Here is a 13,487-nt window from a genome sequence, read left to right as displayed (position 1 = left end):
AACTCAGCGGGAACTCATCCTCCTCAGCGTAACCAATTAAGAACTGACACTGAGTTGCAGTGAGGGAAGATGAGGGTCGGTGAGGTGAAAATCTCAGTGTAACTCAGTGTGACCTCATACTCCTCAGTGTAACCAACTAAAAACTCACATTTCGGAATCGCGAATTTAGGCCTGCAACAAGGTTACAATTTTGTCAACGCGCTGCTCGATGGGTTCGAAAGCATCCAACCAAAGAATATCAATTCCGCTCCGTTCCATCTTGCGGAACCAGGTCATCTGCCGTTTGGCAAACTGATGAATGGCCGTATTGAGCTGGTCGAACATGTCGGATTCGGAGAGTTGCCCCGTCAGGAAAAGAGCCAGGTATTTGTACTCCAAGCCATAATAAATCAGATCCTCGGCGCTTAACCCCATCTGCATCAGACGGCGGGCTTCGTCCACCATTCCTTCGTCCAAACGGGCTTTGAGTCGGCGGGTGATGCGTTCACGACGGGCATCCCGGTCGATGTTCACGCCAACAATAAGGGGCTTCAGCTGAGGAAATTGCTGTTCAATCTCGGGATGGGTACGATAATATTCCTCAATTTCGATGGCTCGAATGGCACGTATTTTTGTTTCAGTATCGCTGTTGTTGTGCAGGAATTTATAGGACGCCAGGATGTCGGCCAATTCAGCCAGTGAGTGCTTTTCGAGACGGGTTCGCAACTCAGGATCAGGAGGCACGCTTAATAACTGATACCCCTCTAGCACTGCTTCGACATACAATCCCGATCCGCCACACATCACCGGGAAATGGCCACGATGCTGCACTTCATCAAACACACGATAGAAATCGCGCTGATACTCATACACATTGTATTTATAGCCCGGCTCGACAATGTCGACCAGGTGACAGGGCACAGGCACACCATCCACCACGTATTCGTTCAAATCTTTGCCGGTACCAATGTCCATGTGACGATACACCTGTCGCGAGTCAGCACTGATGATTTCGCCACCAATGCGATGCGCCAGCGAGACAGCCAACTGCGTTTTACCACTGGCCGTAGGACCGATGACACAGGCCAAATTGTAACGATTGCCGGGGGTGAAGGGTGCTGCCATGGAGATTTTTTTTGAGGTTTGCCACAAAAGTAGTCCATTTTTCCGCATCGCATTGAGATATGGCGACAACATCTTTTAAAAGCCATGCAAGGGGTTGCAATTCTTTTTATAATTTTGTGTGCCTAAGCATCCCGCCCATCATGACACCAAGTCCCACATATCGCCATCTGTTCACGCGTCTTGTTGACATCACCACTCAACCGGTTCGCACCTGGCCTGTGGTACATGGTGAAAAGAGCAGCACCAACGACATATTGACAACCTATACCCTCCCGCTCATCGGCGTGATGACATTGTTGGCTTTTGTGGTCGAGATGTGGCAAGCACAACAGTTTGTGTTTGAAATGGCGTTAAAAAAATCGACCATTCTGTTCGTTTCACATTTCGGGGTTTTGTTCGCGGCACATCATACGATACAATGGCTCGACAAACAACTGAATCGCCACACAGAAGCAAACAACTGGCTGGCGGTAGTGGCCTATCCGGCAGGAATCATTTACCTGACAGTCATCGTCACCCTGCTGTTTCCCAAACTTGCTGTAGTTCAGTTCGCGGCCATCTACGCCATTTACCCCATCCGCACGGGCATGGGGACTCGGTTCAACAATAGCCGGTCGTGGGTCATCGCAGGCGGTTTGTTGATAATGCTTCAAGCCCTACCATTACTCATTGTTCGCATGGCGGAACCGTTGTTTCGCCTTTAAACATTCAACAACATGGCACAACAACTCAATATTCGCAACAAACGCGCGACTTTCGACTACGAACTAGAAGAACGTTTCACAGCCGGGGTACAGCTGGCGGGCACCGAAATCAAAAGCATCCGAATGGGTAAAGCCAGTCTGGTGGATTCGTACTGTTATTTTCAGAACAACGAACTATGGCTGAAAGGGATGAACGTGGCCGAATACTTTTACGGCACTTACAATAACCACATTCCCACCCGTGAACGCAAGTTGTTACTCAACCGCAAAGAACTCAATAAACTGGAACGCAAAACCAAGGAGTCGGGTCTGACCATCATTCCAATCAAACTGTTTCTCAACGAAAGAGGACTGGTGAAAGTGGAAATCGCACTGGCCAAGGGAAAAAAGAGCTTCGACAAGCGCGAGACCCTCAAAGCCAAAGATGCACGTCGGGAGATGGATCGGGTGGTGAAGATTTATTAATGGCTCCTTTTTCAGTCACTTTTTTAAGAACTGACACTGAGTTGCAGTGAGGTAAGATGAGAACCTGTGAGAAGAAAACTCAGCGTCACTCAGCGTGACCTCATCTTCCTCAGTGTAACAGACTAAGAACTGACACTGAATTGCAGTGAGGTAAGATGAGAACCAGTGAGAAAATAACCTTAGAAAAACCTCATGTTTGTTTCATCACATCACCGGTCTAATGATATTCGTCTTCATCTCTCAACCAAACAACACGAATCAACAGCGTACGACTGATCAAACCGCCTTATTTGACGACTGAATCAAACCATTCAACACGGTAAGCTCTCCGGGTGTTAAGTCGCGCCACTGGCCTTCTTTGAGGGGACCCAGATGAATGTTCATAATGCGCACCCGTTGCAGGCGGGTCACCTCGTAGTGCAGAAATTCGCACATGCGCCGAATCTGGCGATTCAATCCCTGTTGAAGGATGATACAAAACGTTTTCTCCGACACTTTGCGCACTTCGCAGGGACGGGTCACTTCGCCCAACACAGGCACACCGGCACTCATCTTTGACACAAAATCAGGCGTAATGGGCTTGTTCACAGTCACGATGTATTCCTTATCGTGATTATTGCCGGCGCGTAAAATTTTATTGACGATATCGCCATCATTGGTCAGCAAAATCAATCCCTGAGAATCCTTGTCGAGACGGCCAATGGGAAAGATGCGTGCCGGATGACCGATGTAATCGATGATGTTGGTTTTGTCCTTGCGATTGGTGGTGGAAGTCACCCCAACCGGCTTATTGAAGGCAATATAAACCATGCGTTGCTGCACTGCGATGGGGCGCCCATTGACGGTGACCCGCTGGCCGGGCAGCACCCTGTCGCCCATCAGAGCCTTCACACCATTGATGCACACCTTGCCCTGTTCGACCAAACGATCGGCCTCGCGTCGTGAACAGAAACCCGACTCACTGATAAATTTATTCACCCGCACCTCCTCATTCTTATCCTGATGAACGATGATGCGATCGGAGGAAGATGGCGCCTGGTGTTGACCGTCACCTCCGGGCATTCCATCGCGCCGAAAGGACCGTTCCTTGCGGGGGGGAGGGGCTTGCCTGCCCGAAGATCGATTGTTGTTTTGACCGGGTTTTCTCATGGTGCAAAATTGGGATAATTAATGGTGTTTGGCAAATACGTGAAACATCGATTCCATAAAATTAGAGGCGTGAAGAATCGCGTCTCCACAAATGATTGGCCTGCTTTTTGTATGAGAAAAAACCTCAAACAAAAAACAACACCTCCTTGCAAACGGATTATCAAACACTCATTGAGGGGAGCCTCAAAGGCGACCGCGCGGCGCAGCATGAGCTGTACCGGCGGCTGTCGCCACGTATGTTTGCCGTTTGCCTGCAATACACCAACACGCGCGAGGCGGCCGAGGACTGCCTGCAAGAGGGATTCATCAAGGTGTTTAATAAACTTGGAGATTTTCGCTTTGATGGCGCCTTTGAGGGATGGGTGCGTCGGGTGATGGTCAACACGGCCATTGAATACTATCGGCGAAATAAATGGCAAAGCCACGCAACCTCCATCGACCAGGCTGCGTCCATATCAACAGACAACCATCACGACCCGGGAGAGATGAATGCCCAGTACCTGATGCAACTGGTGCAGACGCTGCCCCCCCAGTACAAAATGGTGTTTGTGCTGTTTGCCATCGAAGGCTACAGTCACGAAGAAATAGCCCAACAGCTCAACATTGCCGTGGGCACCTCCAAGTCGAATTTGGCCCGAGCCCGCAAGTGGCTACAGGACAAACTTGACAAATCAGAATCAACCATTGAACAAACCGACATGGCGACAGCCCAATTTAAACCATCCTCACTATCTTAGCGCCATGTCATCCATGCACCCCATCGACGAACTGTTTCGCAATAACTTCCGGGATATGGAAGTCCCACCCGCCCCGGGGGTGTGGGACAATATTGCCGCATCACTTGACCAAAAACCCAAACGACGCATTGCCCTGTGGCAGAAATGGGCTTTGGCAGCATCCATCGCTTTATTGATTTCACTGCCACTGACCCTACACCACCTTTTTACGACCCACACCCCGGAAAACACCATCTTAGCCACCGAGTCATCAAAACCAAGCCCCGACGCCACACCAATGGCGTCACCATCTACCGATGCAGCTCCGGTCACCACATCGCGTTTCTCTGGGGGAGCCAATCACGTCCACACAAATCATCGCAGCGAATCATACACAACAGATGCGCCCCTTGCCGGAGGCCAGCCATCATCGGCAAAGTCACTCCACCCACCCCACTCCACCCACACAGCAACATCGGTCACAGCCGCCACCGACTTGCGAGTATCAGAAGTCATAAAACCACTCCAACGCAGAGGGACAGACACAAACGACTGGGGCATTTGCACGCACATCCCAAAGAAGCACACCGCAGTGCCAAAAGACCTCCTCTCCCCCCACTCCATGCCACACAATCCATTTGTGCCAACTGTTACGCTGCCCAAGCAGGAATATGACATTACCATCAGCGGAGGAGCTTCACCATCGTTTGCCTACCGCACCACCCAACAAAGTGGCACCGACAATCACGGTGCAGCATTTAGCGAAACAGGCATCCAATCACTAAGTGGCACCCTGCGGGTGGCCATCGCCAAGAGTCAGAGCCGCTGGAGTCTCGAATCGGGCATCATTTACGCCCAAGTGGGACAAAACCTTTCGGCCCGGGTTGCTTCCCTGTCGCGTCCCATGTATGCGGCCTCCAACAATGGCACGCCTCTGCACACACCCGTCAGAGTCACCAGTTCATTGGGCGACATATTTACGGATCAACCCCAGGACGTCGCTCGTTCTCCCATCTATTCAGACATGGCTGAATTGAGCGACGAGACAAATGCACCGATTTACTCACGCGAAGATGCCCCCGCGTTGCTATTGCGCAACGACGATGCATCCAATGAGATAGAGGCATCGCAAATACTCGAATATTTGGAAGTGCCAATCATGGCGCGTTACAAGCTGATGAATAAACCCACGCAACTATCCCTCGCGCTGGGAGTCTGCTCCAATTTCCTCATCGGCAACCGAGCCGACATCACCTACAACCAACGCACCGAATCGGGTTCCACGGCCAACATCGACAAAATCAGTTACAGTGCCCGCATGGGCATGGGCATCGCTATCCCCATCTTCAAATCGGTGTTATTCAACATGGAACCGTCATTCAACTATTTCATCACGCCGGTCAACGGACAGGATTTTCGTCCTTATTCGTTTGCGGTGTTCACGGGGGTGGCGATTAAGTTGTAGGGGACTAAGTGACAGAGTGCCTAAGCAAGAGAGTGGAGAAGTGGAGGAGTTGAAAAGTGGAGGAGTGCAAGAGTGCAAAAGCAAGAAAAGGGGCAGAGGGGCAGAGTGCCTAAGGAGGAGAGTGCAAAAGTGGAGGAGAGAGAAAAAATTTAACCGCAAAGGCGCGAAGGGAGGAACGCGAAGGGCGCAATGTATTTTCTTAGCGAACTTGGCGGTAACTTGGCGACTTGGCGGTAAAAAAGAGTTAACCACAGAGGCGCAAGATAGTGCGAGAGGGCAAAAGGACAAAAGTACAAAAGCAAGAAAAGGGGCAGAGTGCCTAAGTGGCAAAGCAAGAGAGTTGAGAAGTGCAAAAGTGCTAGAGTGCTTAAGTGCAGGGGTGCAAGAGTAAAGAAGCAAAAAGCACCTAAGTGCCAGAGTGACTAAGCAGGAGAGTGCAAAAGTGGAGGAGAGAGAAAAAATTTAACCGCAAAGGCGCGAAGGGAGGAACGCGAAGGGCGCAATGTATTTTCTTAGCGAACTTGGCGGTAACTTGGCGACTTGGCGGTAAAAAAGAGTTAACCACAGAGGCGCAAGATAGTGCGAGAGGGCAAAAGGATAAAAGGACAAAAGCAAGAAAAGGGGCAGAGTGGCAGAGTGCCTAAGCAAGAGAGTGGAGAAGTGGAGAAGTGGAGGAGTTGAAAAGTGGAGGAGTGCAAAAAGTGCAGAAGCTCCCTTCATAGTCCCCCTTCGGGGGATTTAGGGGGCTTGGAATCTGAGGGCTTCGTTGACCCAAAGATTCGATAGAAGGCTCCTTGCCGGGCCATCAGTTCGTCGTGGGTGCCGATTTCGACCAGACGTGAATCTTCCAACACGGCAATGCGATCGGCCAGATGCAGGGTGCTCAAACGATGGCTCACAATGAGTGCCGTACGTCCCGAGACAATCTCCTTGAAATGATCAATCAACCTTGCCTCAGTAATGGCATCGAGGCTGCTGGTGGGTTCATCGAGGATGATGACCTGTCCGTCGTTGAAGAACGACCGGGCCAGTGCCATGCGTTGCCACTCGCCCTGACTCAGCTCTTCGCTTCCCTTAAACAGGTTACCCAGTCGGGTGTCGTAACCCTTGGGGAGGCCTTTGAGCAGGGCATCCACCCCGGCATTTACAGCAGCCTGCCTCACCCGATCGTCATGCAGATCGTCGACCACGTTGCCCAACCAGATATTTTCGCGTGCCGAGACGTTGTACAACATGAAATCCTGAAAGATGACACTCACCTGACGGGCCAGCGCCTGACGGTCGATGTGCGCCATCTCGATGCCATCCACCAGAATGCGCCCCTCAACCGGCTCATACAACCCAGAGAGCAGTTTCACAAAGGTGGACTTACCGGCACCGTTGGCGCCCACCAGGGCGAGGGTCTCACCGGGGCGAAGGGTCAACGACACGTCGCACAACACCCAGCCACGACTCTGCGGGTAACGAAAACTCACGTTTTCAAAAACAATGCCCTTGGTGATGGGGCATGGAAAGTCAGTCGTTCCGTATTGCTGTTCGGGCACTTCGATGTGCAGGAACTCGATGAAGTTTCGCAAAAAGAGACTGTCCTCGTACAGCGAACTCATGCGCGTGAGCATCTCCTGCAGGTAACCGTAGCCTCGCTGCATGGCCAGAAACAGCATCACCATGTAGCCGGCACCAATCTCTCCTCGCAACGTCTCGATGGCAATAAAACTATAAAACAACACAATGAGCACCGTCATCAACAGTTGCACCACCAATTCACTTAAGGCTTTGGTGCGCAACAAGGCAAACTGCTCACCACGCAGACCTTGCCGCAACGCCAGAAAGCGCTGCATAAAGAGTTCACCCCACTGAAAGATGCGCAGCTCCTTGGCAAACTCCTTCACCGTGAGCAGGCGGTTGTAATAGGCTAGCCGGCGCTCATCCTCGGTCTGCTGACGATGCAGCCGGAACAACTTGCGCGAAAAGACAATGCGGTACCACACCAATGGGAGCAACACGCCCACCACAGCCAAAAACACCCACCACTTGAGCGACAAAATAAGCCCTCCCAACAACGTCACCGTGATGAGGCTTTGCAACAACCCCACCATGCCGTAAAAGATGCGTGAGGGACGAAAATTGGCATCATTGATGGCCCGATAATAGGTGTCCTGATATTCGGGGTTCTCGAAAAAGGAATAGTGTATGCGAGTGGTTCTTTCGTGAATCAACTTTTGAATGTAATCGTTCAACCGGTGCGAGTGTTTTTCACGTACCAGCGCGCCCAACGACGAGGCCACCGCATTGAGCAGAAAGAAGATGCCTGCCCACACAGCCACCATCACCACCCCGTGATACGTACGCTCACTCACCGGCAGAGTCAGCGCATGGGTCACCTCGTCGACCAACAACCGCACCACGTAAAGCAACAACAGGGGCATGGCACCCCGTACCATCACAAACACGAGATTGACCAACGTCCAGCCGGGGGAGCTGTGCCACACCATTTGTAAGGCGGTGCGAAAATAGAGAAAGGTGGTGCGGGAGAGATTGAGCGGCATGGGGTTTGAAGAAAAAAGAGGATTTAAGATTAATATCGTTTAGCTAAGAGATAAAGATGTCAGACTAAGAGACAGATGATGAGATAAAAACAGATGCTTAGATCCGTTCAGGGCTTAACTTAACGACATTGACACAAGTTTTAAAACATTAGACGTAAGATTTAAGACACAAGACGCAAGATTTAAGACACAAGACGAAAAACAAAGATGGAAGAGACAGAACGAAAGAAGATAAACGGTCAAAAATGATTTGTGTAAAATACACAAAATTTGGGCTCTATTCTGATTCATATGGGTAATCATAAGTATGTATTCACTCAAACCTATATTTCGTGCCCTCGAGCCGGGCGGGCTCTTACTTTTTATTCGGCAAGCGTTTGTTTTCATTTGCCCTCATGATTAAGCGTCGCTGAGCTCCGCTGAATTGGCTACAGCCCCAAAAAGTAAGCAATTTTTGCATCAAGTGAGAGCAATGTGCAAACTGGTTTGCCAATGCCGAACGTTGCAAAAATCAGCTTTGCTAAAAAAGGCCGCCGCTGACGTAAAATGGCTAAAAATCATAGGCCCTCGCTAAAATCTGCGAACTCGCAAGCTCAAACAGCGCATATTTTTTAACGCTCAGGGCTATGATTTTTTTAACGCCATTTTCATCTGAATATTATTTATTTTTAACTGGTCAGATGGAACTCGCCAGTAGTCATGATCCTGTCTGTGTATCGAATCGATGGACATGGCTCGTTTCCGTAGGCGGCTTAGTTACCTTGTGTTGATTTCGTGCTTTCATATTTTGTTTACCCACAGGATTCGACATAGAGCCAAAATTTGCATTCATTCGTGATGACGATTTCATTTGGTGTTTTTACAAAGCATCATCAGTAGCGTCATACCATCTGATACATTTAACCAGCTCCGGTGGAAAGACGAACCCACTTATTCCATGCCAACGCAAAAGGCCAAATGACATAGCCCGTGACACGATGCAGCGCCACCATAATGGCAGCATAGACACGAAAACGCAGCAATTGTGTTGAGCGTAAGAGATTGGCACGTTTCCATGCGACCACCACCCCCACTTGAGCCGTTGATGGAATCACCGAATCGTGCTTGAGCAAGCTGTCGCCCTTACACTGAAACCAATCGTGACCCTTGCGCACCACGCGATGCAAAATGAGTTGTCCATTCGACTCAAAAAAGAGCACATCGCCTTTGCGGATGTCAGCAAAAGCCACCGACCTGACGCGCACCACAATGCCGGGCATAAAAAACGGGAACATGCTGATGCCATACACCGGCACATCAATGGTTTGCCCATCGATCAGCAGCGACATAAGCACCTGTTGCATCTGCTTTTTCTTTGGTTCCATCACCATTGCATTTGACGAATAAGAGCCACCACATCGGCATCGGGTTTAAAACCCAATTCAAAAACAGGCACAGATTTTACAACAGCCGAAACCACATCCAAATATCGGTCAATATAATCGCGCGAATGAAAATGCTGCATGCAGTTGGCCAACACGCGGCTCATGGACACCACGCCCGTGATGGGGCGACATTCGTTGACAGGAGATTGCCGCAACAAAAAAATGGCATTCAGGGGAGCCGACTTTGGCTTGTCCACATAATAAGGCATGGGGGTGTTATGGATCTCAAACCCACCACCGGCGGGCATCACCACTAATCGATCGTCGTTCACAACTTGCGCGCCGGCCTCCTGCCACAATCGTGACATGGTGGACTTGCCAATGCCCGATACGCCGGTAAACAGATACCCCCGCTCACCGTCGCGCACTCCGGACGCATGTATCACCATGCCGCCCCGATGGTGCACCAGATAGATGTGCATCAGAATGCCCAATGGATAGAAAAATGGATCGACCACCACATCATCCTTTTTGACATCCAAACACACCTCCACACTCGTGAATGAGGCATCAAACAAGGCCATGGCCTGATGAAACGTGTCGTGCTCATCAAACAATACCCGAATCGCTAATCGGTCATTCATCTTCTCCACCAGCCAGCGATAGGGCATTAAAATCCCTTCCCATGGTGTCCCTTCATATAGCACTTCACCAACCGGGAATGCGGATGCTGGTTGTTTTACAAAACGGACATCAATACACTCCGACTGAGACACTGCATCGTGTGTATAAAACAGACGACAGGTGCCGGATTCATCCAGACGCAGCCCGTCATCGGGTAACGACAACCGGTGAGTGATGCCGGAGATGAGTAAAAGGGGATGTTTCAATACTAAATGAATTTTAAGGGATTCATAAAATCAGGCCTTCCGGCGATATATAAACTGTATACAAAGCAGCACGTTATCTCTACTATATAACTCTTTTGAGTTATTTGCTTTGTTATTTAAACGCAATCTATTCATCAAACCAACTCAGCGCCTTCGCGCCTCAGCGTTTATTTTGACTCGGTGAAACAATGTATTACACAGAGAACCACCGAAGTTTCACAGAGAATCACAGAGTTTTAAGAATGTACCCAATATTTTTCCTATCATGGCTTTGTCGCGATTCAAAATCAATGAAAAGCCATTTAGGTATCCACGCGATCATTCAAATAAAATATTCATCATCTCATCGACCGGCTAATCGACTGACCTCTTCTTCTCTTTACGAAACGACATTGTCACAACAGTTGTCATACACCTTATAATCACACAAAGATAATTATAACACACAAAATAAAACGAGCGAATCGATGCAATAAAAAAAGCTGCCCTATAAAAGGCAGCTTTTTTAATATCAATACCGGATGGTTCACATCCGAACCGGCTTCAGTAACTTGAAGGATTTCACCACTCCTTTATAAATCACCTTCACAATCACCACCTGGGTATTGTCGGGCAACGACACCTCGGTGCGTGATTTGGCCGACTGTAGGGTGGTGAATACCCCTCCCTGGGCATCGTACACTTCAATGGCCACATCGTGGTTAAAGGATGCATCCAGAATGTTCACGATGGCCTTACCATCGGTGGCATAAGCAGTGATCAACGGTTGTTGAGCCGATGGGGTTTCCACGGTCGTTGATCCCCCCTCCTCTTCTTTGGGCGCTTCAACCGACTTGAGGAACGACAACTCAAAACGGGTCTCATCGTTCACCGCAGCCGGCACATTAAAGGTGTATGCCGGCGACTCGCGCAGGTTAATCACCTCTTCGGTCTCCAAGTCCTTCAAATAGACATCCACGTCGGGCATGAAGGAGGTGATGTTGGAGGCTTTAATAGTATAGTCCCCAGTTACGAGGGAACCAATATTCATGGAAATAGGGACAACTCTAACACTTTCCATTTCAGGCAACGCATTTATCGCCACTTTACGTCCCGACTTATTGGTATAAAGTGAAATCTCATCAGCGTTGTTAACCATTCGCTTCTCACTGTCATATACTGGAGAGTAATCCTCACTACCAATGGAACGAAACAAAATCGCTTGTTCATCCGACACGTCTAATTTAATCAATTTGATTCTGAAAACATCATCAGAGACGGTTGCATTCTTCAACACACCTGCAGCATGAGCTCTGACCGATCTGTCAATAGACAGTGTTGACGAACCAGAATAATTCCGAATCCAAAATGATTGCCCTGGGGCCACATAACGGTTTGCATCATTAACACCTATACCCGCCCCTATGTTATAGGTGGCATAATACGCGGAACCAACACCACTAATGGATGTATAAACGGTTTTCAAGGCAGTCCCCAGATTCAAACCACTGCTTTCCAAATCGAGATAGGTCGTATAGGGATTGGCCACCAGATACCAGTTGTTACCAATGGTCATGCTGTAATCGGAGTTATGCAATCCCCCTGTAGAGATAATGGCTTGAGCTGATCCCAATGAAGAGGGAAAACCAACTGCATACCCTTCCAAAGGATCGGTATTAAACACATCGGGGGATGCCCCTACCGCAACCCATTTGCCTTCCACAATCCGATACAACAACGCACTACCATACTTGGTTTTTAATGCATTGTCAACCCCATGACCAATGTAAATATACTTACCCAAGGGATAAGTCCATTCCACACTCACTGGAGCCGAAACATTACCCTTTACCCAAAACGACGTTGGATTAGACACACTGTTCTTTATCATGATTGATGCCCCAATATTGGATACATTACCGGTCACAGTCATTCGAGCGCCCTCGTTCAATGTCAACACAGTACCTGCGTCAAAAGTTAAATTTTTCACTTCAACCAATGTCCCGGTTGAAATGACCGGGTTAAAACCAGTTGTTTTAATTGAAACGTTGGACGTGGCAACAGGAACCCGATTCCCTATCCAATTGAGTTTATTATTCCAATTTTCATCTTTTCCTCCAACCCAGACAATTGATGGATTGACAAGATCGGGCATCACCGTTTCAACCAAGCCCAACAATGCGTCATTGCCTGACTCATTTTTTGTAAAATCAGAGAGTTCACCATACTTCCAATTTGAGGGAACAACGACAGGATCAGAACCTAATAAGTAGAAATTTTTATTAGAAGTTCCTCCAAAGCTGCCACCGCCAGTTGAAAAATCCCCACCAATCACCACATTACCACCAGCATGAATGGTTCCATTTTTTGCAGTAAAATCACCAGTCACAACCACATTACCTTCAATATTCATAGCCCAGTTATTCGTAGCATTAAAATTGCCATGAACAATCAATGCCCCCCCCTGTTCAACAACAAGCTCTGAAATAAGGTTAAAATCACCATATATCTCAACGGTAGCGCCATTCCGTATGAATGAATGACTGGTTAAAGTACAACTCCCATCTTCAACTATCAATCGACTAACATCCTTGACATCAAATGTACCCGCATCAAATGTCTTTATCTTTACAACAGCCCCTGAACTTGCTACCAAATTTCCACTACCAAACGCACCTGATATAGTTAAAGAACCACCAGCAACAGTAACGCCACCATATCCAGCAGAAAAATTGCTTTTAGCAATAAACGCCCCATTAACAGTAACGTTTGCCCCCCAACTAAAATCGTCATTTATCGTAATGGTTGAATTTAAAGCAATGGTTAGAGTTTTATATTGTTCTGATGGCACCTCATTACCAACCCAACTTCCTTTTTGATCATACGCCCCCCCGGGAACACTACTGCTATATTGAGAGAACAGATCAACAGTAGTGCCAAACATCAGTATTACACATCCAAACAATACATTTAAGGTTGCTTTTTTCATATAAATTCGGTAAAAATCAATAATCACAACAAATAGAATCAAAGGTTTGCGAATAGTGTGAACCCAATAAAACCCCCACCAATCAGATTTCAACAATTGGGAAACACAAATGT

Annotated in this window: 10 protein-coding genes; 4 read left to right on the top strand and 6 right to left on the bottom strand. The window is 48.5% G+C overall.

Annotated elements, in window-relative coordinates; genetic code table 11:
- Positions 1-165 precede the first annotated feature (165 nt).
- Positions 166-1,104 carry a tRNA (adenosine(37)-N6)-dimethylallyltransferase MiaA gene (gene miaA / locus LX69_RS07850; RefSeq protein ID WP_111445302.1) on the bottom strand — a complete coding sequence of 313 codons (939 nt, stop codon included), beginning with the start codon at positions 1,102-1,104 and terminating at the stop codon, positions 166-168.
- Between the two features lie 140 nt (positions 1,105-1,244).
- Between miaA and LX69_RS07845 the strand changes: the two genes are divergently transcribed.
- Both LX69_RS07845 and smpB read left to right on the top strand, forming a co-directional pair.
- Complete coding sequence (locus LX69_RS07845; RefSeq protein WP_111445272.1) at positions 1,245-1,808, top strand: hypothetical protein; 564 nt, start codon at positions 1,245-1,247, stop codon at positions 1,806-1,808.
- Positions 1,809-1,820: 12 nt separating this feature from the next.
- Complete coding sequence (gene smpB / locus LX69_RS07840; protein ID WP_111445271.1) at positions 1,821-2,273, top strand: SsrA-binding protein SmpB; 453 nt, start codon at positions 1,821-1,823, stop codon at positions 2,271-2,273.
- 276 nt (positions 2,274-2,549) lie between these two features.
- On the opposite strand, the gene rluF is transcribed toward smpB, so the two are convergent.
- Complete coding sequence (gene rluF / locus LX69_RS07835) at positions 2,550-3,422, bottom strand: 23S rRNA pseudouridine(2604) synthase RluF (protein ID WP_111445270.1); 873 nt, start codon at positions 3,420-3,422, stop codon at positions 2,550-2,552.
- A 146-nt stretch (positions 3,423-3,568) separates the two neighbouring features.
- Here rluF and LX69_RS07830 point away from each other — a divergent pair, with 146 nt between their 5' ends.
- Together LX69_RS07830 and LX69_RS07825 are read left to right on the top strand one after the other, a co-directional pair.
- Positions 3,569-4,159, top strand: a complete 591-nt coding sequence (locus tag LX69_RS07830) for an RNA polymerase sigma factor (protein WP_111445301.1) — start codon at positions 3,569-3,571, stop codon at positions 4,157-4,159.
- Positions 4,160-4,163: 4 nt separating this feature from the next.
- Entirely contained in the window at positions 4,164-5,603 is a 1,440-nt protein-coding gene (locus LX69_RS07825; RefSeq protein WP_111445269.1) for an outer membrane beta-barrel protein, read from the top strand.
- A gap of 716 nt (positions 5,604-6,319) precedes the next feature.
- Here the strand turns inward: LX69_RS07825 and LX69_RS07810 are convergent.
- The 4 genes from LX69_RS07810 to LX69_RS07795 form a co-directional block, all read right to left on the bottom strand.
- Positions 6,320-8,152 (bottom strand): ABC transporter ATP-binding protein, encoded by a 1,833-nt coding sequence (locus LX69_RS07810; RefSeq protein WP_245934969.1) that lies wholly within the window; start codon positions 8,150-8,152, stop codon positions 6,320-6,322.
- An 899-nt stretch (positions 8,153-9,051) separates the two neighbouring features.
- The gene (locus tag LX69_RS07805; protein WP_170124293.1) at positions 9,052-9,516 is read right to left on the bottom strand and encodes a S24/S26 family peptidase; all 465 of its coding nucleotides are present in this window, start codon (positions 9,514-9,516) and stop codon (positions 9,052-9,054) included.
- On the bottom strand, positions 9,516-10,406 hold the full coding sequence (locus LX69_RS07800) for a hypothetical protein (RefSeq protein ID WP_111445265.1): 891 nt from the start codon (positions 10,404-10,406) through the stop codon (positions 9,516-9,518). The genes LX69_RS07805 and LX69_RS07800 overlap by 1 nt, the downstream gene beginning before the upstream one ends.
- Before the next feature lie 526 nt (positions 10,407-10,932).
- The gene (locus LX69_RS07795) at positions 10,933-13,374 is read right to left on the bottom strand and encodes a hypothetical protein (RefSeq protein WP_146260678.1); all 2,442 of its coding nucleotides are present in this window, start codon (positions 13,372-13,374) and stop codon (positions 10,933-10,935) included.
- Positions 13,375-13,487: the final 113 nt, after the last annotated feature.

The organism is Breznakibacter xylanolyticus, from assembly GCF_003254275.1.
Lineage (GTDB): Bacteria > Bacteroidota > Bacteroidia > Bacteroidales > Marinilabiliaceae > Breznakibacter > Breznakibacter xylanolyticus.
The sequence above is the reverse complement of the archived record's forward strand: the minus strand, read 5'-3'. Positions and strand labels throughout refer to the sequence as shown.